This window comes from Duganella sp. OV510, assembly GCF_900100205.1.
GTDB lineage: Bacteria > Pseudomonadota > Gammaproteobacteria > Burkholderiales > Burkholderiaceae_D > Rugamonas.
In genome coordinates this window covers 717,555-742,684 of sequence record NZ_FNEQ01000001.1, presented here as the reverse complement: position 1 = coordinate 742,684, position 25,130 = coordinate 717,555, and the positions used below count along the sequence as shown (strand labels likewise).

Annotated in this window: 22 protein-coding genes and 3 tRNA genes; 16 read left to right on the top strand and 9 right to left on the bottom strand. The window is 62.3% G+C overall.

Annotation, left to right across the window (positions count from 1 at the left end):
- Positions 1–25 precede the first annotated feature (25 nt).
- Positions 26–844 carry a response regulator gene (locus BLS51_RS03430; RefSeq protein ID WP_090178258.1) on the bottom strand — a complete coding sequence of 273 codons (819 nt, stop codon included), beginning with the start codon at positions 842–844 and terminating at the stop codon, positions 26–28.
- 213 nt (positions 845–1,057) lie between these two features.
- Between BLS51_RS03430 and BLS51_RS03425 the strand changes: the two genes are divergently transcribed.
- The 7 genes from BLS51_RS03425 (at position 1,058) to BLS51_RS03395 (ending at position 3,109) form a co-directional block, all read left to right on the top strand.
- The gene (locus BLS51_RS03425) at positions 1,058–1,285 is read left to right on the top strand and encodes a hypothetical protein (protein ID WP_090180676.1); all 228 of its coding nucleotides are present in this window, start codon (positions 1,058–1,060) and stop codon (positions 1,283–1,285) included.
- Between the two features lie 205 nt (positions 1,286–1,490).
- A tRNA-Arg gene (locus BLS51_RS03420) sits at positions 1,491–1,567 on the top strand.
- A 66-nt stretch (positions 1,568–1,633) separates the two neighbouring features.
- Positions 1,634–1,710 (top strand) — tRNA-Arg (locus tag BLS51_RS03415).
- 68 nt (positions 1,711–1,778) lie between these two features.
- Positions 1,779–1,855, top strand: a tRNA-Arg gene (locus BLS51_RS03410).
- A gap of 118 nt (positions 1,856–1,973) precedes the next feature.
- Positions 1,974–2,240: a hypothetical protein gene (locus BLS51_RS03405; RefSeq protein ID WP_090178262.1), complete on the top strand. Its 267-nt coding sequence runs from the start codon at positions 1,974–1,976 to the stop codon at positions 2,238–2,240.
- 73 nt (positions 2,241–2,313) lie between these two features.
- Positions 2,314–2,607 carry a VOC family protein gene (locus BLS51_RS03400; RefSeq protein WP_229207396.1) on the top strand — a complete coding sequence of 98 codons (294 nt, stop codon included), beginning with the start codon at positions 2,314–2,316 and terminating at the stop codon, positions 2,605–2,607.
- Positions 2,608–2,638: 31 nt separating this feature from the next.
- The gene (locus tag BLS51_RS03395; protein WP_090178271.1) at positions 2,639–3,109 is read left to right on the top strand and encodes an FKBP-type peptidyl-prolyl cis-trans isomerase; all 471 of its coding nucleotides are present in this window, start codon (positions 2,639–2,641) and stop codon (positions 3,107–3,109) included.
- Here BLS51_RS03395 and BLS51_RS03390 read toward each other — a convergent pair.
- The gene (locus BLS51_RS03390) at positions 3,102–4,073 is read right to left on the bottom strand and encodes a D-2-hydroxyacid dehydrogenase (RefSeq protein WP_090178274.1); all 972 of its coding nucleotides are present in this window, start codon (positions 4,071–4,073) and stop codon (positions 3,102–3,104) included. The genes BLS51_RS03395 and BLS51_RS03390 overlap by 8 nt on opposite strands.
- Positions 4,070–5,020, bottom strand: coding sequence for a LysR family transcriptional regulator (locus BLS51_RS03385; RefSeq protein WP_090178278.1), 951 nt, complete (start codon positions 5,018–5,020; stop codon positions 4,070–4,072). Before BLS51_RS03385 ends, BLS51_RS03390 begins: the two co-directional genes overlap by 4 nt.
- Before the next feature lie 123 nt (positions 5,021–5,143).
- On the opposite strand from BLS51_RS03385, the gene BLS51_RS03380 reads away from it, so the two are divergent.
- From BLS51_RS03380 to BLS51_RS03360, 5 genes are all read left to right on the top strand, one after another.
- Complete coding sequence (locus BLS51_RS03380) at positions 5,144–5,353, top strand: hypothetical protein (protein ID WP_090178281.1); 210 nt, start codon at positions 5,144–5,146, stop codon at positions 5,351–5,353.
- Complete coding sequence (locus BLS51_RS03375) at positions 5,350–6,213, top strand: alpha/beta hydrolase (RefSeq protein WP_090178288.1); 864 nt, start codon at positions 5,350–5,352, stop codon at positions 6,211–6,213. Before BLS51_RS03380 ends, BLS51_RS03375 begins: the two co-directional genes overlap by 4 nt.
- 141 nt (positions 6,214–6,354) lie before the next feature.
- Positions 6,355–7,587 (top strand): efflux RND transporter periplasmic adaptor subunit, encoded by a 1,233-nt coding sequence (locus tag BLS51_RS03370; protein ID WP_090178290.1) that lies wholly within the window; start codon positions 6,355–6,357, stop codon positions 7,585–7,587.
- A gap of 6 nt (positions 7,588–7,593) precedes the next feature.
- Complete coding sequence (locus BLS51_RS03365) at positions 7,594–10,779, top strand: efflux RND transporter permease subunit (RefSeq protein WP_090178293.1); 3,186 nt, start codon at positions 7,594–7,596, stop codon at positions 10,777–10,779.
- Positions 10,779–12,275: an efflux transporter outer membrane subunit gene (locus BLS51_RS03360; RefSeq protein WP_090178296.1), complete on the top strand. Its 1,497-nt coding sequence runs from the start codon at positions 10,779–10,781 to the stop codon at positions 12,273–12,275. Before BLS51_RS03365 ends, BLS51_RS03360 begins: the two co-directional genes overlap by 1 nt.
- Before the next feature lie 92 nt (positions 12,276–12,367).
- Here BLS51_RS03360 and BLS51_RS03355 read toward each other — a convergent pair whose 3' ends face one another.
- A complete protein-coding gene (locus tag BLS51_RS03355; RefSeq protein WP_090178299.1) occupies positions 12,368–12,694 on the bottom strand; it encodes a hypothetical protein in 327 nt (108 codons plus the stop codon).
- A gap of 152 nt (positions 12,695–12,846) precedes the next feature.
- On the opposite strand from BLS51_RS03355, the gene ligD reads away from it, so the two are divergent.
- The gene (gene ligD, locus BLS51_RS03350; RefSeq protein WP_090178303.1) at positions 12,847–15,357 is read left to right on the top strand and encodes a DNA ligase D; all 2,511 of its coding nucleotides are present in this window, start codon (positions 12,847–12,849) and stop codon (positions 15,355–15,357) included.
- A gap of 220 nt (positions 15,358–15,577) precedes the next feature.
- On the opposite strand, the gene BLS51_RS03340 is transcribed toward ligD, so the two are convergent.
- Both BLS51_RS03340 and BLS51_RS03335 read right to left on the bottom strand, forming a co-directional pair.
- Positions 15,578–16,576, bottom strand: a complete 999-nt coding sequence (locus BLS51_RS03340; protein ID WP_090178306.1) for a non-homologous end joining protein Ku — start codon at positions 16,574–16,576, stop codon at positions 15,578–15,580.
- 2 nt (positions 16,577–16,578) lie between these two features.
- Positions 16,579–17,574, bottom strand: a complete 996-nt coding sequence (locus tag BLS51_RS03335) for an SDR family oxidoreductase (protein WP_090178310.1) — start codon at positions 17,572–17,574, stop codon at positions 16,579–16,581.
- A gap of 256 nt (positions 17,575–17,830) precedes the next feature.
- On the opposite strand from BLS51_RS03335, the gene BLS51_RS03330 reads away from it, so the two are divergent.
- Positions 17,831–19,225 (top strand): GGDEF domain-containing response regulator, encoded by a 1,395-nt coding sequence (locus tag BLS51_RS03330; protein ID WP_229207397.1) that lies wholly within the window; start codon positions 17,831–17,833, stop codon positions 19,223–19,225.
- Here the strand turns inward: BLS51_RS03330 and BLS51_RS03325 are convergent.
- Positions 19,222–20,358 carry a thiolase family protein gene (locus tag BLS51_RS03325; protein WP_090178316.1) on the bottom strand — a complete coding sequence of 379 codons (1,137 nt, stop codon included), beginning with the start codon at positions 20,356–20,358 and terminating at the stop codon, positions 19,222–19,224. The genes BLS51_RS03330 and BLS51_RS03325 overlap by 4 nt on opposite strands.
- Before the next feature lie 86 nt (positions 20,359–20,444).
- Between BLS51_RS03325 and BLS51_RS03320 the strand changes: the two genes are divergently transcribed.
- Positions 20,445–21,011, top strand: coding sequence for a TetR/AcrR family transcriptional regulator (locus BLS51_RS03320; protein WP_090178319.1), 567 nt, complete (start codon positions 20,445–20,447; stop codon positions 21,009–21,011).
- A gap of 73 nt (positions 21,012–21,084) precedes the next feature.
- Positions 21,085–23,517 carry a glycoside hydrolase family 95 protein gene (locus BLS51_RS03315; RefSeq protein WP_090178322.1) on the top strand — a complete coding sequence of 811 codons (2,433 nt, stop codon included), beginning with the start codon at positions 21,085–21,087 and terminating at the stop codon, positions 23,515–23,517.
- 8 nt (positions 23,518–23,525) lie between these two features.
- Here BLS51_RS03315 and BLS51_RS03310 read toward each other — a convergent pair whose 3' ends face one another.
- Positions 23,526–24,377 carry a sterol desaturase family protein gene (locus BLS51_RS03310; protein ID WP_229207398.1) on the bottom strand — a complete coding sequence of 284 codons (852 nt, stop codon included), beginning with the start codon at positions 24,375–24,377 and terminating at the stop codon, positions 23,526–23,528.
- Entirely contained in the window at positions 24,343–25,083 is a 741-nt protein-coding gene (locus BLS51_RS03305; RefSeq protein ID WP_090178325.1) for a PEPxxWA-CTERM sorting domain-containing protein, read from the bottom strand. Before BLS51_RS03305 ends, BLS51_RS03310 begins: the two co-directional genes overlap by 35 nt.
- Positions 25,084–25,130: the final 47 nt, after the last annotated feature.

Here is a 25,130-nt window from a genome sequence, read left to right as displayed (position 1 = left end):
TTTGATCGCTGGCGCCGCCCCGGGGTTAGCCGCCGCGCACTTTGGCTGCTATTTGTTCCAATACCGTTTGCAGCTGCTCAATATCGTAGGGTTTTTGCAACGCTTGAGCGGGGAATTCCAGTCGTTTGGTCAGTTCGTCGCCATAGCCCGAGGCGAACAGCAGCGCCAGGTGGGGCTTCTGCTGCAGCGCCAGGCGCGCCAGGTCGACGCCGGACATGCCCGGCAGGCTGACGTCGGTAAACAGCACGTCAAAGCGCTGCTGGTCCAGCAGCGGCAGCGCTTCCTCGCCGCTGGCGACGGATTCGACCTCGTGGCCCAGCGCGCGCAGCGTTTCGCAGACCAGGTAGCGGGCGTCGGCATTATCTTCCACCACCAGCAGGCGCAGCGGCTGGTTGCTGTCGGCCAGCGGGGCGGGGCGGGCGATGGCCAATGTACACAGGATGCCATCCACACCGCTGGCGCCGGCCACTGGCGTGTAATACAGGTCCAGACGTTGCTGCTCGATGCGGCCATCGCGCCATAACGGCAGGTTGACGCCTCGGTAGCTGACGCTGCGGCCTTCGCGCGCGGGCGCCAGTGCGCCGCTGTTCCAGCTCCAGGCGGCCGGTTGCATCGACGGCACATTACCGCCGGGGACGCGCACGCCAGGCAGCCCGGCCAGCGCCGCATAGGCGTCGTTATAGACCATAATTTGTTCGGGGCCCCACATCAGCAGCATCGCCTGGGGCGAGTTCAGCAGGATGTCGACACTGAGTCGCAGACTGGCGGGCCAATTGGCCGAATCGCCCAGTGCGGTGGTGGACCAATCGGGAGCAGGCGGGGTAACGGCGGCAGGGAAAGTCATTCGGTGCGCGTGATCTCTGTTCTAACTGTCTTATGAAAAGGCAAAGCTGAGTGCATCGTACACGGTAAAAAAAAAGCCCGCTACCGTAGCGGGCTAAATCTATTTCCTTGGAGGAGAATAGAGGAGACAGCTAAATGATGCTGCAATGCGAAAACGAATGCAAATTTAGATTTGTAATGTGTGCAATCACTGGCAGGAATGAAGGGAGTGAACATGGCCAACGTCATTAAACATCGCAAGGTGAAAATCGTGGTGCTGGAGCAGGATGAGCAGATTGCCGGCCATTGTGGTGAGGGCGATATCGCCATCCTGTCTGACAAGGAGGGCTGGTGGATCAAGTTTGTCGGCGCCGACGGCCATATTGATTGTTATGGCGATCCCTATCCTTCCTATAATGAGGCATTGTGGTCGGCCAAAGCGGCGGCCGAGTTTGGCACGTAGTTTGCCAGCGCGTACGCCAGTGCTGGACAAGCAAGGGGAGTGTCCCTATAATGCTGCTTCTTTCAAGCGGCATGCTGTTTGAAAGGCTTGCAGTAAAGCAGTTTCCAGAGTAATTGATTCGGCATATCGTGTGCCAAGCCAATTAAAAGACAGTAAATGTCACACTTTGCAAAACGAAATTAATGCTTTATAATGCCAGCACGTTGCGGCTGTAGCTCAGCTGGATAGAGTACTTGGCTACGAACCAAGGGGTCGTGGGTTCGATTCCTGCCAGCCGCACCAGAATTTCAGTGCCAGCACCGCAAGGTGCTGGTGCTAAAAAGTAACTGATGTTATGATGTTGTTTTTGCGGCTGTAGCTCAGCTGGATAGAGTACTTGGCTACGAACCAAGGGGTCGTGGGTTCGATTCCTGCCAGCCGCACCAGAATTATCGCGTCAGCACCGGGAGGTGCTGCAGCAAAGTAGTGAAGATTAGTTGTATCAGCGTTTTACGCGGCTGTAGCTCAGCTGGATAGAGTACTTGGCTACGAACCAAGGGGTCGTGGGTTCGATTCCTGCCAGCCGCACCATCTGTAAGCCGAAGGGCCTGAAGAGAAATCTTCAGGCCCTTTTGCTTTTTGCCTTGCGCTGGCTCAAGCTCGGCCTCATCCACGCACGTTAGGCTGGCTGCTTGACTCGGAGGCTATCGTGGCGAATGATCAGAGCATCGAATTGCGCGTTGCATTGCTGGAGCATGAAATGGAAACGCTGGTGGAGATCGTTGAGGAAATACGCGCGAACTACGTTACCAGAGATTACCTGGAAGAGCGCCTGTCGCACTTTGCTACCAAAGAAGATCTGGAGCGCGTGAATCAAGGCTTGCGCAACTGGGTGCTGACCGTGGTGCTTTCCTGTACAGCGTTGCAATTCGCCGTGCAGTATGCGATTTTTCAGTTATACGTACACGCACACTGAGGAGCTTTGATGCTGGACCAGCCTGTGGGGTTCACTTTCGACGCCGTCAACGCGCTGGCGCCAAGCCATCTGCTTGATCAATCGTGAAGATTTCGCCAGCGATGCGCTGGCGCCAAGTTCGGCCGGCTCCGGCTTTTCCGGCGTCGCCCTGATCCACCTGGCGCGCAGCGTGGAAGATGTGCCGCGCATCCTGGCCAAGGCGGCGGAGGCGGGCGGTGTCGTCGTCAAGCCGGCCACCCGCACGCACTGGGGCGTGGCCGGCTACTTCAAGGACCCGGATGGCCATCTGTTTGAGGTCGACTATGAAACCGTATGGGTATTCGACAGCGAGCATCATTTGCGCGTCGATGAGGTCAATATCGTGTAAGCTGCGGCCCTCATCCCTACGAAAGAATTACATGAAACAACTGCTTTCCTCGTGCGCCATCGGCCTGACGCTGGCCTTGTCCCTGGCCGCCTGCGACCGCGCCAAGACGCCTGAAGCCGCACCGGCCGCAGCGCCAGCCGCCAGCGCCGCCGCCACAGCAGTTCAGGCATTGCAAAAAATCGACAGCAAGGTTGGCACCGGCGCCGAAGCCACTGCCGGCGTGACCGCCGTGGTCAACTACACCGGCTGGCTGTACGAGCCGAATTCGCCGCAACAGCACGGCGCGCAGTTCGATTCGTCGATCGGCCGTGAGCCATTCAGCTTCCCGCTCGGCGGCGGTCAGGTGATTCCAGGCTGGGACGAGGGAGTGCAGGGCATGAAAGTCGGCGGCAAGCGTACGCTGATCGTGCCGGCCCACATGGGCTATGGCGAACGCGGCGTCGGCCCGATTCCGCCGAACGCCACGCTGATCTTCGACGTCGAACTGCTGGACGTCAAGTAAGCACGTTGCGTGGCGCGCCCGCCGCCCACGCTTCGATATTGTCGATCAGCTGATCCACCAGCGTCTGCATTGCCTGCGTGCTGGCCCATGCCGAGTGCGGGGTCAGGATAAAGTTGGGCAGGCGCAGGTTGAGCAGCACATTGTCGGCGGGTGGCGGCTCCGTCACCAGCACATCAAAACCGGCGCCGGCGATCAGGCCGCTGCGCAAGGCGTCGGCCAGCGCCACTTCGTCCACCAGGCCGCCACGCGCGGTGTTAATCAGCAGCGCGTTGCGCCGCATGCGTATCAATTCCTTGGCGCTGATCATGTTGCGGGTCTGCTCGGTCAGCGGCAGGTGCAGGCTGATGACGTCCGACGTCTCCAGCACTTCATCGAAACCCGCTTCACGCACGCCATCGGCCGCCGCATCCGGCAGCGGCGAACGGTTGTACACGATGACTTCCATGCCGAAGGCGCGTGCGATCTGCGCCGTGGCCTTGCCCAGCGCGCCGTAGCCGAACAGCCCGAGGCGGCTGCCCGCCAGGTCGGCAATCGGATGGCCGAACAGGCAGAAGCGCTCCGACTTCTGCCACAGGCCGGCCTCGATATCCTCGCGGTAGGCGACCAGCTGGCGGCGCAGCGCCAGGATCAGTGCGAACGTATGTTCCGGCAGCGTGTGCACCGCGTAGTTGCGGATATTGGTCACCACGATGCCGCGCTGCTTTGCTGCCGCCAGGTCGATGATGTTGGCGCCGGTGGCCGCCACCGCGATCAGCTTCAGGTCCGGCAGCTGCGCCAGGTCGTCCGCCGACAGCGGCACCTTGTTGGTGATGGCGATGGTGGCGCGCGCATCGCGCAGGCGCTGCACAGCCTCGCCGGCGCGGGTGGCCTCATACTCGGTCCACTCATGCGCAAACGATGGCTTGCGGACAGTGGCGATCACGCTGTCGCGATCGAGGAAGACGATGCGATGTGCTTGGTTCATATGGCAACCTCAAAAGATGGGGCGCGCGCCGGCGTTTTCGGCAGGCGCATGCCCGGATGGTTGGAAAACAGTTCGGCGACCCATTCGACAAACACGCGCACCTTGGCCGACAGGTGGCGGTTTTGCGGGTACACCACGTGGACAGGCAAGGGGTCGCTGACCCAGTCGCCCAGTATCATTTCAAAACGGCCATCGTTAATCATCGGCTCCATCATGAAGGTGGCCATCTGCACGATGCCCAGCCCGGCGGCGCCGGCCGCAATATAAGCATTGCTGTCGTTCAGCGCGATGTGGCCGGGCAGGGCGACCTGTACCCGCTCACCGTCCCGCGTAAAATCCCAGTCGAAGATTTTACCGGTACGCGCGGAGAAGTAATTGACGCAGCGGTGGCGCAGCAGATCATTTGGATGCGCCGGCCGGCCATAGCGCGCCAGATAAGCCGGCGAGGCGCCAGTGGTAAAGTGCAGAATGCCGACCCGGCGCGCGATCAGGCTGGAATCGCCCAGCGTACCGCCACGCACGGCGCAGTCGACGCCTTCCTCGACCAGATCCACCGGCCGGTCGCTGCAGCCCAGTTCCAGCTGGATGTCCGGATAACGCTGGAAGAAATCGGGCAGCGCCGGCACGATCACCTCGCTCGCCAGGCCGGTCGGCGCATCCACCCGCAGCCGTCCGGACGGGCTGAGGCGCGTGCGCGACAGCGATTCCTCGGCCTCGCGCACGTCCGACAGGATGCGCAGGCAGCGCTCATAGTATGCCGCGCCGTCGGCGGTGACGCTGACGTGGCGCGTGGTCCGGTGCAGCAGTTTCACCGCCAGCGAGGTTTCCAGCGCCTGGATCAGCGTGGACACCGTGGCTTTAGGTAGTTTCATGTTCTCCGCAGCGCGGGTGAAGCCACCGGCGTCCACCACCTGCACAAACACTTCCATCGCTTGAAGTTTATTCATCTTTGGTCCCATTGTTCAGGATTCTGAACAATCAATTCGACTTTGCCTTATTTATCAGATTGTAGATCAAGTTTAAGATTGCTGTACTGCACAAAGTAAAAGAGAAAGAAAGGAGGACATATCATGAAATATCGGGATGCAATTTTCGCAACGATAGCGCTGGCATTGACGTCGGTTGCACTGGCAGGCGTGGTCTATACCGACGCCTATGCGCACACCGCCAGGGCGGAGGTGACCGGCGTTCGCGCACTGACGCTGGTGGCTAGCGGCGATTTCGCCTGCGATCCTGCTAACATGTTGTCCTCCAACGAATCGGGAACGGTGCAACAATGAACAAGCCAGTAGAGGCCCTGCCAGTTTTATCGGACCAGCTCAAAATCCGCAGCCTGGAAGTCAAGGGCGCGGAAGGTCCGCTGGCAGCCCGCCTCTATACCAGCGGCGATGCCGGCGCCAAGCGCGACATGCTGCTGGTCTTCTTCCACGCCGGCGGCTTTGTCGGTGGTGACCTGGAAGATGCGGACATGTTCTTGCGTCACCTGGCGGACGATAGCCAGCACGTCGCGGTACTCGCCTCGGCGTACACGCTGGCCACCGAAAAGCCATTCCCGGCAGCGGTAGAAGATGCACACGCGGTACTGGTGTGGGCCAAGAAAAACAAAGCCAAGCTGGGCTGGACCGGCAAGCAACTGCTGGTGGCAGGCATCGAAGCGGGCGCCAACCTTGCAGCCGTCTGCGCGCTGATGTCGCGCGACCGCGGCGGCCCGGCACTGACCGGCCAGGTGCTGGTGATGCCGATGCTGGACCCGGGCCTGACCACCTGCTCGATGCGCGAAATGCAATGCGCCGAGCTGCTGGAAGTTGCCGATCAATGCGCCCAGGCGTATCGCGGCTACCTGCCCAATGCCGCTGACCGTACCCATCCGTATGCATCGCCGTTGCAATCGAGCCGTTTGAAAAACCTGCCGCCAGCGCTGATCCTGTCGACCGAAGACGATCCGCTGCGCGACGAGGCGGAACAATACGGCGCCAAGCTGATTTCCTGCGGCGTTAAAACCACTGTCCGGCGCATGCAGCCGGCGCCCCTGAACGATGCGGGGGCACGCAACGAATGCGCTTGCCGATGTCAGGCGCTGGGAGAAATCGCCAGCTTCATCGCTGGACTGGAACGGTCCGAGACACCGCCAGCCGCATAGGATTCCCCTATCCCTAAGCAGTAAGAGTCACGTCCCCACCGGCTTGCCGGCGGGGCGCTAGTACCGTGTTTTCTCGATTTTCGTTGAGACCGCCCGGTGCCGCCTTTTCCATTAATTATTTTCATACAAAAAGGAATTAAAATGAAAACCATTAAATCAATGACTGCTGTAGCGCGGCCGCTGGCCGCTGCTATGGCACTGGCGGGACTGGCCGCATTCACCCTTTCCGGTTGCGGCGAAGCGAATAGCAAAGCTGCTGAAGCGCCGGCTGCGGGCGGTCCACCGGTATCGGCTGCTGCCGTGGTCGAGAAAACCATCACCGAGACGCAGGAATTCTCGGGCCGCCTGGAAGCGATCGACCAGGTGCAGATCCGTCCGCGCGTCAGCGGCTTCATCACCGCCATCAACTTCAAGCCTGGTTCGCAGGTGAAAAAGGGCGATGTGCTGTTCGTCATCGACCAACGTCCGTTCCAGGCGGAAGCCAGCCGCGCCGAAGCCGCCGCCAACTCGGCGCGCGCCAAGGCCGATCTGGCCAAGGTCGAACTGACCCGCGCTGAAAAACTGCTGGCCGACAAAGCCATCGCCCAGCGCGAATACGACGCCTCGGCATCGGGCTACAAGCAGCTGGACGCCGACGCCCGCGCCGCTCAGGCGCAGTACGAAAACGCCAAACTGAACCTGAGCTACACGCAAGTCACCTCGCCGATCAACGGCCGCGTTTCGAAAGCGGAAATCACCCTGGGCAACCTGGTCGACCAGACTGCGGTGCTGACTTCGGTGGTGTCGCTGGACCAGATCTACGCCTCGTTCGACGGTGACGAAGACACCTATCTGCGCGTTGGCGCCGCCGCCCACCAGGGCAAACCGGCGGTGGTAAAAATCGGCCTGGCCAACGAAACCGGCTTCCCGCATGAAGGCAAGCTGGAATTCGTCGACAACCAGCTCGATCCACGCAGCGGTTCGGTACGCATGCGCGCCATCCTGGCCAACACCGATGGCATCCTGGTGCCAGGCCTGTTCGCCCGCGTGCAACTGGCCGGCAGCACCGGCGCCAAGTCGACGCTGCTGATCAATGACCGCGCTGTCAACACCGACCAGAACCGCAAGTTCGTGTTCGTGGTTGGCAAGGACAACAAGGCCGAGTACCGTCCGGTCACGCTGGGCCAGCAAGTTGACGGCCTGCGCATCGTGCGTGATGGCTTGAAACCGGGCGAGAAAATCGTCGTCAACGGCCTGCAGCGCGTGAAACCGGGCGCACCGATCACGCCGAACATCGTGCCGATGGACGCCGACCCGCTGGCCGCAGAAATGGCGGCGAAAAAGGAACAAAAAATAGCTGCCGCCGATAAGAAAACGGGCACTACCAAGGAATAATTAAAAATGAATATCTCTCGATTTTTTGTCGACAAGCCGATTTTTGCGGCGGTACTGTCGATTGTTATCTTCGTCGCCGGCTTGATATCGATCTTCAAGCTGCCGATCTCGGAGTATCCGGATGTGGTGCCGCCATCGATCGTGGTGCGCGCACAGTATCCGGGCGCGAATCCGAAGATCATCGCTGAAACCGTGGCTGCGCCGCTGGAGGAGCAGATCAACGGCGTCGAGAACATGCTGTACATGTCCTCGCAAAATACCTCGGACGGCGCGATGGCGCTGACCGTGACCTTCAAGATCGGCACCAACGTCGAGCAAGCTGAAACCCAGGTGCAGAACCGCGTTCAACGCGCGCTGCCACGCCTGCCGGAAGAAGTGCGCCAGATCGGTGTGACGACCGTGAAGTCGTCGCCGAATCTGACCATGGTGGTCCACCTGAATTCGCCGAACGGCCGTTACGACGACCTGTATCTGCGTAACTACGCGGTGTTGAACGTCAAGGACCAGCTGGCGCGCCTGCCTGGCATGGGCGAGGTGCAGCTGTTCGGTTCCGGCGACTACGCCATGCGTGTCTGGCTCGATCCACAGAAAGTAGCGCAGCGCGGCCTGACCGCCGGCGACGTCGTGGACGCGGTGCGCGAGCAAAACGTGCAGGTTGCCGCCGGTGTGATCGGCCAGGGTCCTGCCGAAGGCGCGGACTTCCAGCTGACCGTGAATACCCAGGGCCGTCTGCAGACGCCTGAGGAATTCGGCAACATCATCCTGAAGACCAACGCCGATGGCGCGGTCACTTTGCTGAAGGATGTGGCGCGGCTTGAAATGGGCGGCAACTCGTATGCGCTGCGTTCGCTGCTGAACAACAAATCGGCGGTGGCGATTCCTATTTTCGAAGCGCCTAACGCCAACGCGCTGCAACTGTCGGCTGACGTGCGTGCCACCATGGCCCGCCTGTCGAAAGATTTCCCGGAAGGCGTCGAATACAGTGTTGTATACGACCCGACCCAATTCGTGCGGGAGTCGATTGACGCCGTGATCCACACCCTGGTCGAAGCGATCATTCTGGTGGCACTGGTGGTGATCATCTTCCTGCAAACCTGGCGCGCGTCGCTGATTCCGCTGCTGGCCGTGCCGGTATCGGTGGTCGGTACGTTTGCCGTGATGCTGGGCTTCGGCTTCTCGATCAACACCTTGTCGCTGTTTGGCCTGGTGCTGGCGATTGGTATCGTGGTCGATGATGCGATCGTGGTGGTGGAGAACGTCGAGCGAAATATCGAAAACGGCTTGTCGCCGCATGACGCGACCATCCAGGCGATGAAAGAGGTGAGTGGTCCGATTATCGCGATTGCACTGGTGCTGTGCGCGGTGTTTGTGCCGATCGCTTTCGTCTCCGGTCTGTCGGGCCAGTTCTACAAGCAGTTCGCCCTGACCATCGCGATTTCGACCGTGATCTCGGCATTCAGCTCGCTGACGCTGGCACCTGCGCTGTCGGCCGTGCTGCTGAAACCACACGATGCACCGAAAGATGCGCTGACCCGTGGCATGGACAAAGTCTTCGGCCGCTTCTTCCGCTGGTTTAACCGCTTCTTCAACCGTGCCTCGCATGGCTACGAAAGTGGTGTCAAGGCTGCACTGAAACGCAAAGGAGGTTCGCTGATCGTCTACGCACTGCTGGCTGTCGCAGCAGGCTTCATGTTCAAGATCGTGCCGCCGGGCTTCGTGCCACCGCAGGACAAGGGCTACCTGATCGGCTTCGCCCAGCTGCCTGATGCAGCCTCGCTGGACCGCACCGATGCCGTGATCCGCAAGATGTCGGAAATTGCCACCGACATTCCTGGCGTCGACAACTCGATCTCGTTCCCTGGCCTGTCGATCAACGGCTTCACCAACGCGCCTAACGCCGGTATCGTGTTCCTCGGTCTGAAACCGTTCGGTGAGCGCAAATCGGGCGAGACGGCGGAAGCGATTGCCGCTGAAATGAACAAGCGCATGGGTGCAATCGAAGGCGCCTTCGTGCTGGTGCTGTCGCCACCACCGGTGAGCGGCCTGGGTACGACCGGCGGCTTCAAGCTGATGATCGAAGACCGCGACAACCTTGGCTACGATGAGCTGTACAAAGCCGTGCAAGCGGTGCAGATGAAGGCCTGGCAGAATCCGAAACTGGCTGGCGTGTTCTCCAGCTACCAGATCAATGTGCCGCAGCTGTTCGCTGACATCGATCGCCAGAAAGCCAAGCAACTGGGCGTGCCACTGCAAACGATTTACCAGACCTTGCAGATCAATCTGGGTTCGCTGTACGTGAATGACTTTAATCAGTTCGGCCGTACCTATCAGGTGCGCGTCCAGGCTGACAAGCAGTTCCGTTCGCACGCTGAAGATATCGCCCAGCTGAAAGTCCGCAACAACAAGGGCGAAATGATTCCGCTGTCGTCGCTGATGCGCGTCAAGGATAGCTATGGCCCGGATCGCGTACAGCGCTACAACGCTTACGTGGCAGCTGAAATCAACGGCGGCGCCGCACCTGGTGTTTCGACCGGTGAAGCGCAGGCTGAAATGACCAAGATCGTCAACGAAGTGCTGCCGAAGGGGATTGGCTACGAATGGACCGAACTGGTTTACCAGGACATCCTGTCGGGTAACACCATGATCTACGTGTTCCCGCTGTGCGTGCTGCTGGTGTTCCTGGTGCTGGCTGCGCAATACGAAAGCTGGACCCTGCCGCTGGCGGTGATCCTGATCGTGCCGATGTCGATCTTCTGCGCACTGGTGGGTGTGAAACTGACCCACGGCGATAACAACGTCTTCACCCAGATTGCGCTGTTCGTGCTGGTGGGGCTGGCGTCGAAGAATGCGATTCTGATCGTGGAGTTTGCACGGGAGCTGGAGCACCATGGCCGCACCATCGTCGAAGCCGCGCTGGAAGCCTGCCGCCTGCGTCTGCGTCCGATCCTGATGACCTCGATCGCATTCATCATGGGCGTGCTGCCTCTGGTGTTCTCGCACGGCGCCGGTTCGGAAATGCGTCATGCGATGGGTGTGGCGGTGTTTGCCGGCATGCTGGGCGTGACCTTCTTCGGCCTGTTCCTGACGCCGGTGTTCTACGTCCTGCTGCGCAAGCTGGCGGTCAAGCTGGAGAAGAAAAAACCTGCCGTGGATGGTGACGCCGCTGCGGTAAAACTGGAAGGAAATCACTGATGAACAAGCTGCATATGATCGCCAAGGGCGTAGCGCCCATCCTGGCGGCGCTGCTGATGACCGCATGCGCAGCGCCGGAGTTCAAGCAACCTGCGATGGACGTGCCGACCGCGTTCAAGGAGTCTCAGCTTCCTGACGCACAGGTGAAGACCGCCGCCGATGGCAGCACGTGGAAAGCGGCGCAAGCCGCCGAAGCGCAGCCGCGCGGCGAGTGGTGGCTGGCTTTCAATGATCCGGCGCTGAATGAACTGGTCAACGAAGCCACGCGCGCCAACGCCAACCTGGCGGTGGCTGCGGCCCGCGTCAAGCAGGCGCGCGCCATTGCCGGCATCGCCGAGGCGGACCGCATTCCGCAAGTTGGCCTCAACGCTGGCGCGCAGCGCCTGCGCCAGTCGCCGGTCGAAGCCGGCCTGCCGGCCGGTACGCCGGTCGATCCGGCCAAGGTGTTTAGCGCCAATCTGACGGCAAGCTACGAGGTGGACCTGTTCGGCCGCGTATCGTCGAATGTGGCGGCAGCGCGTGGCGACGCCGCATCGGTGGAAGCGAATTACCGCTCGGTGCTGCTGGCCGTGCAGGCTGACGTGGCGCAGACTTATTTCCGTCTGCGTGCCACTGACGCCGAGCTGGAAACGCTGAACCGCACGGTGCAGACCCGCGAAGAGAACGTCAAGGTCAACCAGCGTCGTTTCGACCTGGGCGACATCGGCGAATTCGATCTGTCGCGCGCCAAGACTGAACTGGCAACCGCCCGCGCTGAAGCCATCGGCCTGCAGCGTCAGCGTGTGACCACCGAGCATGCGCTGGCTGTCCTGCTGGGCAAGCCGGCTGCCAGCTACACCGCTGGCAACAGCCCGCTGCTGGATGGCACGCTGATGCCGGCGATTCCAGCCGGTCTGCCATCGTCGCTGCTGGAGCGTCGTCCTGACATCGCCGCCGCACAGCGCGCGATGGAAGCCGCCAACGCCCGTATCGGCGTGGCGCGTTCGGCGATGTTCCCGTCGCTGATGCTGAACGCGAATGCGGGCGGTGTGTCGGGTGGCACGGTGGCTGACGTCTTCAAGTGGAGCAGCCGCTCGTGGCTGCTGGGCGCTGCCTTGTCGCTGCCGGTGATCGATGGTGGCCGTAACCGTGCCAACATCACGCGCAGCGAAGCAGCGCTGGAGGAATCGGTGGGTACGTATCGTCAAAGCGTGCTGACGGCGTTTGCGGAAGTGGAAGACAATCTGGCGGGCCTGCGTATTCTGGCTGGCCAGACGGTGCAGATTGAAGATGCGGTAGTGTCCGCACGCCGCTCGGCTGACCTGGCGCAGAAACTGTACACGGCCGGCCGTTCGAGCTACCTCGACCTGCTGGACGCGCAGCGCAATCTGGCGACCGTGGAACGCAACGCGGTGCAACTGCGTGGCAATCGCGCGGTCACCACCGTGGCGCTGATCCGTGCACTGGGCGGCGGCTGGGATGCCGCAGGCGCAGCGCCGGTGGTTGCGCAGCAGTGATGCTTATGTAAGGTAAAAACCTAACGCAGAAAAGCGGACCGCGAGGTCCGCTTTTTTTTGTCACTCCGGCTTTCGCCGGACCGACGGGTGACTTATTTGGATGCGACTGGGGCAGGAGTGGTTTCTGCTTTTTCGGCCTTGGCGTGTGCCTTGGTTTTGGTCTTGGCGGCTTTGGCGTGTGCATCAGCCTTGTCGGCTTTCTCTTCAGCCTTGGCAACGGCGACGTCTTTCTTGGCGTCGGCTTCTACCTTGGCGGTCTTGGCTTCCGCCTTGATCTCAGCCTTGGTTTCCTTGGCTTCTGCCTTGGCAGCGGTTTTGGCTTCTTTTGCTTCGGCTTTGGTGGTGGCGGGAGCTGGCGTCTGTGCGAATGCAGCGGTTGCGAACAGGCCGGCGATCAGGGTAGCGATTACTTTAGTCATGATTCAATCCTTTGAAGGTTTCGGGCCCGGGACAATTCCCGCGTCTCTGAGCAAAAAACGCGACGCCAAAACGTTGCGTTGACGGCCTTTACAATCGCTTACATGTTCGCCAACGCACGGTTCTCGCGCGACGACGGGCATAGTCTGAAGGGATGAAAGACTCGCTCAAGACCTACAAGGCCAAACGTAATTTCGCCATCACGCCCGAACCCGCCGAAGGCGGCGAAGAGGGCAGGGAGGCGCTGACGTTTGTCATCCAGAAGCACTGGGCTACCCGGCTGCATTACGACTTCCGCCTGGAGCTGGACGGCGTGATGATGAGCTGGGCCGTACCCAAGGGCCCCAGCTACGATACGCACGACAAGCGCATGGCGGTGCACGTCGAAGACCATCCCATTTCCTATAACGACTTTGAAGGTACGATACCGCCCAAGCAGTACGGCGCCGGCAAGGTGATCATCTGGGACAAGGGCACCTGGCATCCGCTCGACGATCCGCGCAAGGCGCTCAAGGCTGGTAATCTGAAATTCGAAATCCACGGCCACAAGATGCATGGCCGCTGGGTGCTGGTGCGCATGCGCGGCAAGGGTGAAAAGCAGGAACCCTGGCTGCTGATCAAGGAGAACGATGAATACGCCCGGCCGGCCGATGAGTTCAGCGTGGTCGACGAAATGCCGGACAGCGTGAAAGCGCTGCCGATGCCTGCCACGACCGCGCCTGCTGCCGCCAGCCCTGCGGCTGCCGCGCGCGCGGTGGCGAAAGATGTCGCGAAGGCGCCCAAGGCTGAGATGCCGGAAACGCTGTCGCCGCAACTGGCCACGCTGGTCGACGGCCCGCCGGCAATGGCGGAGGACTGGCTGTTCGAGGTCAAGTTCGACGGCTACCGTCTGTTGGCGCGCATCGACGGCAAGGACATCCGCCTGATCACCCGCAACGGCAACGACTGGACCCATAAGCTGCAACCGCTGCGCAACCAGCTCGCCAAGCTGAAATTCCCGCCTGGCTGGTATGACGGCGAAATCGTCGTCCACGATGAAAATGGCCGCCCCGATTTCGGCTTGCTGCAAAACGCTTTCGACGAAAACGCACCAGGCGACATCGTCTACTTCCTGTTCGATATTGCCTTCCACAAGGGCCATGACCTGCGTGATCTGCCGCTGGAAGAGCGACGCGCCGTCCTGCAGGAGATCATGGTCAAACGCGAATCCGGGAACGTCCGTTTCAGCACCGCACTCAATGCGCCGCCGCAGGACATGATTGCCGCCGCCTGCCAGATGGGCCTTGAAGGCATCATCGGCAAGCGCAAGGATTCGCGCTACACCGCACGCCGTGCTGGTACCTGGATCAAGCTGAAATGCGGCCAACGTCAGGAATTTGTCATCGGCGGCTACACCGATCCGCAAGGCTCCCGCACTGGCTTCGGCTCGCTGCTGCTAGGTACTTACGATGCAGAGGGCAAGCTGCAATACGCCGGCAATGTCGGCAGCGGCTTCAACGCCACCTCGCTGCAAGACCTGAAGGCGAAGATGGAAAAGCTCCACGCCGATAAAAGCCCGTTCGCGCCCAGCCGCGACATCGACAAGAAAGCACACTGGCTCAAGCCAACGCTGGTGGCGGAAGTCAGTTTCGGCGAATGGACGCACTCAGGTTCGATCCGCCATTCGGTCTTCCAGGGACTGCGCAAGGACAAGCGGGCAGCCAGCATCACCCGCGAGACGCCGCAACACGTCAAGGAGAAACCAGACATGCAGACCACCATCGAGGGCAAGCTGCCCAAGTCGCTGAAAGTCACCAATCCCGACCGCGTCATCGACAAGCAAAGCGGCGCCACCAAGATCACGCTGATACGCTACTACGCGCTGGTGTCGTCATTGATGATTCCACACCTGAAAGGACGGCCGGTATCGCTGGTGCGCGCGCCGGAAGGCGTCGGCGGTGAGCTGTTCTTCCAGAAGCATGCCGAGGTGTCGCGCATGCCGGGCGTCAAACAACTCAAGCAGTCACTGGACCCGGATCATCCGCCGATGCTGGAGGTGCCGAGCGAAGAAGGGCTGCTGTCCGCCGCACAAATGAACGTGATTGAACTGCATACGCAAAATGCCGTCGCCACCAGTTATGAAAAGCCCAACCGCATGATCTTCGATCTCGATCCCGGCAAGAACGTGACCTGGGATCAGATCAAGGAGGCGGCGCAACTGATGCGCGCATTCCTCACCGAGCTGGAACTGCCGGCCTTCCTGAAGACCAGCGGCGGCAAAGGACTGCACGTTGTGGTGCCAATCAAGCCTAACTATGGATGGGATGATGTCAAGGCCTTCTCGCAGGCGATTGTCGCGCACATGGCGGAAGCCATCCCAGACCGCTTTGTGGTGAAGAGCGGCCCGAGCAACCGCGTTGGCAAGATATTTATCGACTATCTGCGCAACGGGCGGGGTGCGACCACGGTATGCGCCTGGTCGGCACGCACGCGGCCCGGCCTTGGCATTTCGGTGCCGATTACCTGGGACGAGCTGGATGGCTTGCAGAGCGCGGACCAGTGGAACGTCACCAACGTCCACACACGCCTTGATGTGGGCAACGCGCCGTGGGACGGCTACGCCAAAGCAGCCAAAGGTCTGGCGCCGGCAATGAAGCTGATGAAATTCAAGCCTGGCAAGAATTGACAGGTGCCCGGCCGGCGCCGAGATTGGGCGCCGCCGAGCAGCCGAGCAGCCGAGCAGCCGAGCAGCCGAGCAGCCGAGCAGCCGAGCAGCCGAGCAGCCGAGCAGCCGAGCAGCCGAGCAGCCGAGCAGCCGAGCAGCCGAGCAGCCGAGCAGCCGAGCAGCCGGCCAGCCGGCCAGCCGGCCAGCCGAGCAGCCGGGCCACCGGGCCACCGGGCCACCGCTATGCCGCTTTGCGGCTGGCGGCGGGCTTGCGCTTGGCGACGGTCGCTGGAGTTTTTGCAGTGGCCTTGGTGGCGCTCTTGGCGCGAGAGGTCGATGAGGTGCTGCTGCGGGTGGTGCTGGAGCGCGCTTTCGGCTTGGCCTCTTGTTCCTCTTCATCTTCCGCAGCGGCGCGCGACTTGGCCGGCGCCGCTTTGCCGCCTCGCTTGCCCAGGCTATTTTGCAGCAGCGCCACCAGGTCGACCACATTGGAGGACTTCGGTGCGCTCGGCTCGGCCTCCGGCGCGGTAATCGTTTTGGTCTGCCCAGCCTTGATCTTCTTCTTGACCATTGCCATCACGTCCTCTTTATAGGTGTCGTGATACTGCTCAGGCTTCCATTCCTCGCTCATACCGTCAACCAGCGACAATGCCATCTTCAGTTCCTTGTCGGTGATGCCGGCCGCCTTCAGGGTTGCTGGCGGCAGCTTCAACTCCTCGGCGTCGCGTATCTCGGTGGCGTAGCGCAGCGTGTTGAGCACGATCTTGTCTTCCACGCAGACCAAGGCGCACAGATGCTGCTTGGTGCGCATCACCACGTGGGCAATGCCGATCTTGCCGGCCTTGCGCAAGGTCTCGCGCAACAGTGCGTACACCTTGTTGCCGCCGCGCGAAGGTGCAAGGTAGTAGGGCGTTTCGAAATACGTCAGCGGCACATCGGCCGCCTCGACGAAGGCGACGATATCGATGGTCTGCGTCGCCTCCACGTTAGCGCGCTTCAGGTCTTCATCCGACAGCACCACGTATTCGTTGTCCTCATACTCGTAACCCTTGACGATGTCGTCCCAGGTGACTTCCTTGCCGGTCTTCTTGTTATAGCGCTTGTAGCCAATTGGCGAAAAGTCGCGCCGGTCCAGCATGGTCAGGTCCAGGTCGTGCTCCTGCACGGCGCTGTACATCTCGACCGGAATATAGACCAGACCAAAGCTGATCGCCCCTTTCCACAACGCGCGCGCAGCCATGTCTAACCACCCACCGAGCCAGTCACCGGCAGCACGATCCCGGTGATGTAGCTGGAGCAGCAGGGCGCCGCCAGGAATACATATGATGGCGACAGTTCTTGCGGCTGCGCCGGACGTTTGTAGTCCGTCTGCGAGCCGAACTTGGCAATCTTCTCTGGCGATTGGTCGGCGGGATTCAGCGGCGTCCACACCGGCCCCGGCGCCACCGCATTCACGCGGATGCCCTGTTCCAGCAGATTGGAGGCCAGCGATTTGGTGAACGCATGAATTGCGCCCTTGGTGGTTGAATAGTCGAGCAGATGCTCCGAACCCTGCAAGCCGGTCACCGAACCGGTATTGATGATGGACGCGCCGCGCTTCAGGTACGGCAGCGCCGCCTTGGCCATGTGGAAGTAGCCATACACATTAGTCTTCATGGTCAGGTCGAAGCGGTCCTCGGTCAGATCGGTCAGCTTTTCCGCATGCTCCTGGAATGCGGCGTTGTTGACCAGGATATCCAGCCGGCCAAACCGCTCCTGCGCCTGGTGCGCCGCATCACGGCAGAAGGACGGATCGGTCACGTCGCCGCGGATCAACAGGCAGCTCTGGCCTTCCGCCTCCACATAGCGCTTGGTGTCTTCCGCATCCTTGTCTTCGTTCAGGTAGACGATCGCAACGTCAGCGCCTTCGCGCGCGTACAGTACCGCCACGGCGCGGCCGATGCCGGAGTCACCGCCGGTAATCAAAGCCGCCATGCCGGCCAGCTTGCCGCTGCCGCAGTAGTCGGGCGCCAGGAATTCCGGTTTCTGTTGCATCTCCGCTTCCAGGCCCGGTTTCTCCAGGTGCTGAGCCGGCAGCGGCGTGCCGGGATATTGGTGATCGCTGGTCTGTACCGCTTCCTTGTCCTTGCTCACGGTGCTGGCGCGCGGACCTTGCTGGTCCACCTTGTCCTGGCGCTGCTGAATCTCGCGCTGCAGGCTGGCTGAGCCCTGGTCGGCCTTGTTTTCTGATTGCGACATGGTGTTCTCCCTGAATTCCAAGAGAACAGTATTGAGGCCGTCAGCCGCGCCGACAGTGCGCGGACACACATAAAAATAATGCAAAAAGATTGCTAATTATGAACGTTATGGCAAACTGGCGGCAGAGACAATAGAAACCAAAACTATACTAGGGAGTTATACCATGTCGGACGTTTACAGCCGGTCGAGCAGTACGGGTGTGTTTTTCAGTCCCAGTGCCGAGCGTCGCACCGATTTCCGCTCATGTTGTGGAGAGATGTTTTCCCAACTGACGTTGTGTGAGCATGTAGACGCCGCCGTCGCCTCGCTTGCCAGGCGCGAGGCCGATTTGCTGGTCCTCGACCTGACCGGTTTTGACAAACTGAGTGAGCTGGCCGGCGTCGGCGCCCTGATACGCGGCCGCGCTGGCGCGCCGATTTTGCTGCTATGTCCTTACGAGCACAGTGCCTGGGTGCCGGAGCTGATGGCTTACGGCGCCTTCCACTACCGTATTTGCCCGATGCTGGACGACGAAATCCAGCAAGCGGTACGCCAGGCGCTGGCGGTGCCGGATGATCCCGCCGCCTTCGCGCAGCAGGAGTTACTGGACAAGGAAAAGGAATTGCGCGACCTGCTGGGCGTGCAGCGTAGCCTGCAGCGCGCGCTGGCGGACATCGACATGGCGTCGCTGATGGCGTCGCAAATCTGCCTGGCGCTGTGTAACTTCCCCGGCGTCCGCCACACGGCGGTGCTGCACATGAAGGAACGCGGCGACCTGCAACTGATCGCGCAGGAAGCACGCAACCACCTCGACCTGGGCCGGCTGCTGCAACGGCGTGACCGTCTGCTGCAATCGCCGCTGCGCGATGTGTTCCCGCCGCTGATGGCGGTATCGCGCGGCGAAATGATCCTGCTCGATGCGCCGGAAAAGGCCGGCGATCCGGAACTGGCGATGGCGCTACATGACCGCAATGTCCGCATGGTGCTGGCGTTGCCGCTGCGCGCCGAGGCCGGCGGCCCGGAGATGGGCGCCATCTGCCTGATGTTCGACCGCCACATTACCTTCTCGCGCGAGCAGTTCGCCTGCTTTGCCAGCATGGCGCAATTCGTCAGCTTTGGCCTCGGCATGAGCGAGTTAAAGCACCGTAACGATGCGCTGTCCGGCCAGTTGTCGCAGTTGAGCACCGTCGATGCGGCGACCGGCGCCGCCAACCGCCGCGCCGGCGAGGACACGCTGGACAACGAAATCCGCCGCGCCCGCCGTTACGGCCTGCCGCTGGCGGTGCTGTCGCTGGATGTCGGCAGCTTCAGTTCCTCGAATGATTTATACGGTTCGCCTGTGGGTGACGGCGCGCTGCGCAAGATCGCCGAAGCGGTGACCGACCGCCTGCGCACTTCGGATACGCTGGCGCGCATGCGCGGCGAGGAATTCCTGATCGTCGCCACCCACACCACCTCGGCCGACGCGCTGCGGCTGGCCGAGAAGCTGCGCGGCGCCCTCAGTGACGCCGATTTGCCCGGCGCCGGCCATGGCGCCACGCTCAGCGTCAGCCTGGGCGTGGCCGAGGTGGGGCCGGAGGAGGCCGGCGCCGCCGTGCTGGATCGTCTCGACACAGCGCTGCACCGCGCCAAGCGCGCGGGCCGCAACTGCATCGAACTGGCGGCGGCCTAAATTTCCTCCAGGATGGTGGCGATGCCCTGGCCACCGCCGATGCACTGCGCGGCCAGCGCATAACGGCCGCCGGTGCGCGCCAGCAGCGCCGCCGCCTTGCCGGTGATGCGCGCGCCGGTGGCGCCCAGCGGATGGCCGATGGCCATGCCGCCGCCATCGATGTTCAGCGCCTCAGGCCTGATGCCCAGTTCACGCACGCAGGCCAGCGCTTGCGAGGCAAAGGCTTCGTTAATCTCCGCCACATCGATGTCCTGCGCCGTCAGGCCGGCCAGCTTGAGCGCCTTGCGAGTGGCGGGAATCGGCCCGATGCCCATCAGCGCCGGGTCGCAACCCACCGCCGCCATCGAGACGATGCGCGCGCTGGGTTGCAGCCCGTGCTTGCGGGCGAAGTCCTCGCTGGTGACTAGCACCGCCGATGCGCCGTCGGTCAGCGGCGAAGATGTGCCGGCGGTGACCACGCCGTGTTCCGGATCGAAGACCGGCTTCAGCGACGCCAGTGCTTCCAGCGTGGTGCCGGGACGGATGCAACCGTCTTCGGCGACGACTTCGCCGTTGCCGGTGGTGATGGGGATGATCTCATCCTTCAACAGCCCGGCCGAGCGCGCGGCGGCCGCCTTCTGGTGCGATTGCAGTGCCAGCACTTCCTGGTCGGCACGCGACACTTCGTATTTGCGGGCGACGTTTTCGGCGGTGTCGCCCATGCTGATGTAGGCGTCGGTGTGCGCCAGCAGTTGCGGGTGGGGCGAGAAATTGAAGCCGCCTTGCGGCACCATCGTCATCGATTCAACGCCCACGCACAGATAGGCTTCGCCCAGGCCCGCCTCGATATTGGCGGCGGCGATGTGGACGGCGGACATCGACGAGCCGCAGAAACGGTTGATGGTCATGGCGCTGACCTCGTGCGGGAAGCCGGCCAGCAGCGAGACGATGCGTGCCAGGTTGTTGCCCTGCGAAGATTCCGGATAGGCGCAGCCGAGAATGACGTCGTCGAGCAGCGCGGGATCGAGGCCGGTACGCCCGATCAACCCTTTGACGACTTGCGCGCCGAGATCATCGGGGCGGACTTCGGCCAGCTTGCCTCTGCGGGAAAAATGAAAGGGCGAACGCGCGTAGGCACTGATGACTGCTTTCATGATGGATACCTTTAATGATGATCGTAATGATTGATATATTACGCTTGCAATGTATAATGTCAATCGATTAGAGGTGGGAGTCGACTATGAAAGTCAGCAGGGAGCAAGTGGCGCTCAACCGTGAGCGCATCGTTGAAACGGCAGCGCGGCTGTTCCGTGAAAAAGGCTACGACGGCATCGGCGTGGCGGACCTGATGAAAGGCGCCGGCCTGACGCACGGCGGCTTCTACGGCCATTTCGCCTCGAAAGAGGATCTGCTGGCCGAGGCGGCGGCACACGCGTTGAAAAAATCGGTCGAACGCTGGGAAGGCTATGTCGCCGAAGGGCGGGACACGGCGCTGGAAAAAATCGGCGACGGTTATCTGACCGCGCAGCACCGCGACCATCCGGAGAAGGGCTGCTCGGTGACGGCGCTGGGTGCGGACGTCGCCCGTCTCGGTCCCAAGGCGCGCCATGCGATGACCGAGGGCGCGCGCGGCCAGTTGGCGGTGCTGGAACAGCTGATGCCAGGCGCGGATGTGGCCGAACAGCGCAGGCAGGCGCTGGCCAAGTACGCGTCGATGATCGGCGCCATCGTGCTGTCGCGCGCGGTGGACGACGAAGCGTTGTCGCTGGAGATCCTGGACGCGGTGCGGGACGCGCTGCCGGGCTGAGTGCACAATTTCGCGCCCGGTTTGGTGAATTTCGTCATTGAGAAGTCGCCCGGCCTCGCGCATAATAGGGCGCATGGAGACGACACGACGCAGTTTCATGATTACGGCGGGATTGGCTGCGGCTTTTCCCGGATTGGCGCGGGCTGCCGTGCAGGCCACCACGCGTGGGGCGCAGGAAGCGCTGTCCTTGTGGTACGAGCAGGCGGCGGCCCAATGGGTCGAGGCGCTGCCGGTCGGGAATGGCCGGCTGGGCGCCATGTGCTTTGGACGCATCGCGCAGGAGCGCATCCAGCTGAATGAGGACACGCTGTTTGCCGGCGGTCCGTATGATCCGAACAATCCGCGTTCGCTGGCGGCTTTGCCGCAGGTGCGGGCGCTGATCGACCAGGAAAAGTTCAACGAGGCGGCGGAGCTGATTTCGTCGTCGATGATGGGTATTCCAAAGACGCAGATGCCTTACGGCGCGGCTGGCGATTTGCTGCTGGACTTCCACGGCGTCAATGGCGGCACGGCCTACCGGCGCTGGCTGGACCTGGACACCGCCATCACCTCCACCCGCTTCAGTGATGGCAAGACGCAGCACAAGCGTGAAGTCTTCGCCAGCGTGCCGGATCAGGTGATTGCGATACGCCTGACCGCCACCAATGGCTTGCTGAATTTCGACCTCGGCTATCGCCATCCGCTGAAGGCCAACTACGGCGTCACCGACTACACCGGCGCCAAGACCGCCACCACAGCCGCGCCGATGCCATGGGATTACCGCGAGCCGCTGCGCGCCGCCGAGCGGCCGGCAGGCTTGTCGGTGCGTGCCGATGGCGCCGATGCGCTGCTGATCGAGGGCCGCAACGAGGCTGCTGCCGGCATTCCCGCAGCACTGCGTTATGCGGTGCGCGTGCAGGCGCTGGGCGATGGCGCCATCACGCCGCGCGAGGAGCGCATTGAAGTGCGCAACGCCACCACAGTGACGCTGCTGGTGGCCGCAGCGACCAGCTATGTCCACTACGCCGATGTGAGCGGCGACCCGGCGCAGACTGTGCGTGCGCAGACCTCGGCAGCGGCGGCCAAGCCGTATGCGCGCTTGCGCAGCGCGCATGTGCATGCGCACCAGATGCTGTTCCGCCGGCTGTCGCTGCGGCTGGGCGCTGGCGCCGCCGATTCGCGCCCGACCAACCAGCGCATCGCTGTCGCCGAACAGCAGGCGGATGCCGGGCTGGCGGCGCTGTATGTGCAATACGGCCGCTACCTGCTGCTGTCGTCGTCCCGGCCAGGCAGCCAGCCGGCCAACCTGCAAGGCTTGTGGAACGAGGGTGTCAATCCACCGTGGGGCGGCAAGTACACCATCAATATCAACACGCAGATGAATTACTGGCCGGCGGAATCGGCCAATATCGGCGAGTGCGTGGAACCGTTGCTGCGCATGGTGGAAGACTTGAGCGTGACGGGCGCCATCACCGCCAGCAAAGGTTACGGCGCGCGTGGCTGGATGGCGCACCATAACACCGACTTGTGGCGCGCCGCCGCGCCGATCGATGGGCCGCTGTGGGGAATGTGGCCGTGCGGCGGCGCCTGGCTATGTCAGGCCCTGTGGGATCACTATGACTACAATCCAGACCAGGCCTACCTGCGCCGCATTTATCCGCTGCTGAAAGGTGCATCGCTGTTCTTTGTCGATACGCTGGTGGAGGACCCGCAGGGCAGGGGACTTGTGACGTCGCCGTCGATCTCGCCTGAGAACACGCACCACAAGGGCGTGGCGACCTGCGCCGGTCCGGCCATGGACCGCCAGATCATCCGCGACCTGTTCGGCTGGACGCTCAAGGCGCACGCGCTGCTGGGCGAAACCGACGCCGGCTTCGCCGCTGAACTGGAGGCCAGACGTGCGCGCCTGCCGGCGGACCGCATCGGTGCGCAAGGCCAGTTGCAGGAGTGGCTGGAAGACTGGGATGCCGGTGCGCCGGAGCAGCAGCACCGCCATGTATCGCATCTGTATGGCGTCTATCCGAGCGAGCAAATCAATGTGCGTGACACGCCGGAGCTGGTAACTGCGGCCAAGGTCACGCTGAATACGCGGGGCGACAAATCCACCGGCTGGGCCACCGCATGGCGGCTGGCGCTGTGGACGCGCATGGGCGAAGGCGAGCGCGCCTATACGATCCTGCAAGGGCTGCTCGGCCCCGAGCGCACCTACCCGAACATGTTTGACGCCCATCCGCCATTCCAGATCGATGGCAATTTCGGCGGCGCGGCGGCGATTCTGGAAATGCTGGTGCAATCGTGGGGCGGCGAAATCCGTCTGCTGGCAGCTTTGCCTCAAGCTTGGCCCGATGGCTCGGTGCGCGGCATGCGAGCGCGGGGCGGCATTGAGCTGGATCTCGATTGGTCACAGGGCAGGCTGCGCCAGCTCCAGCTGCGCGGCAAGCCCGGTCAGAAAGTCAATGTCCGCAACGGTGACCGGCTCGTCGTCATGACGCTAGACGCCAAAGGCCGCGCGAAAATGCTGGGCTGAAGCGAGGCTCAGCGCTTCAGCAGCGGATCAAGCAGTTGGCCGGACAGGCTGGCGGCTTGCGGCGTGTCGGTGCCGTATTCTGCTGGCCAGTGCGATGGCAGGTAGTGGGTGCCGAACACGCGGTCGAGCAGCGGCAGCGTGGAGGCGTAGTTGCGGTTGATGTGGTCGTTGCGGCTGTGGTGCCAGTGATGGAAGGCTGGCGTGGCCACCAGCCATTCCAGCGGGCCGAGACGCCAGCGCAGGTTGGTGTGGATGAAGAATCCCCACAGCGTGCCGACCACCAGCAACAAGGCTGGCGCGCCGCTGCCTGCAACGCTCGGGCCGGCGAGGCCCAGCAGGTACAGCGGCACCAGGCCAAACAAACGGGTCACGACCATGTCGACCGGATGCGTGCGCGTGTTGGCGAGGAAGTGCATATGCTCTGTGCTGTGATGCACCGCGTGGAAGCGCCACAGCCAGGGCAGTTCGTGACTGAGCCGGTGACCCCAGTAGAAGCCGATCTCGCCGACCACAAACACCAGCGCGATGCGCGCCGCCAGCGGCAATGCCTGCACCGCCGACGTCAGCCAGGCCGGCACCACATGCTGCGCCATCACCGCCAGCAGCGCCGCCGGGATGCTCAGTACGATCACCGGCACCAGGCTGCTCATCACGTAATAGGCCAGATTGTGCAGCTGTTCACGGCGCGAACGGGCTTCGTGGCGTGCGCCGAACCAGCGCTCCAGTGGCACGAACAAGATCGTCAGCAGCACCAGCCAGACGCTGAGGCGCAGCACTGCGGCGATGAATTCAGCAGGAGATGGCAGCACGGCGGGCCGGTTCAACTCAGGCGCGGGCGACAGCGCGGCGGCGCGCGGCAAAGCCGATCAGGCCCAGGCCGACAGCCAGCATGCCCCAGGTCGACGGCTCAGGAACAGCGGCGGTCAGCGATACGCTGTCCAGCAGCAGGAACGGTGGCGCGCCCGGCGAGCCTTGTGCCAGGAAGGACAGCACTTGCGTGGCGCCGGTGGCGGTAAAGGTCATGCTGGAGGTGTTCCAGCCACTGAAGCCGCCGCTGGCGATGTTCAGCGCGCTGCTGTTCTGCGTGCTGTTGCCGAACACGACCTGCCAGTAGTTGCCGCTGTTCGCGCCGTCAAAGCCGACTTGCTGCGCCAGCGCCGAATCGAAGGTCAGCGTGTACTGGCTGCCGGCGGTCAGGCCGCTGACAGTTTGCGACAGCACGCCTGGCCAATATTGCGAGTCCGAGGCAAAGATATTGCCGCCGTTGGCCGATTTGGCCCAGCCGTTGTTCTCGCTTTTCAGCCAGATGGCGGAATCCCAGGTATTGGCGATATTGCTGTTGAGGACGAAGTTATAGCCGCCGTCGTTGCCGTTGCTGCTGGTCCAGCCACTCAGCGTGGTGCGCTTGTCATCGCTGACGATGCTGGAGGACAGTTGTTTGTTGCTGCCGTTGGTTGTGGTTTCGAAATTGCCATTGGTGACCAGGTTGGTCGCAGCATGGGCAACACCGCCGCTCAGGGCGGCAACAGCGGACAGGGACAGCAGAAGGGATGAGATGATGCGCATGACGCGGACTCCAATAAATTGTGGACAGTGTGAGTAACTGCCGGCAA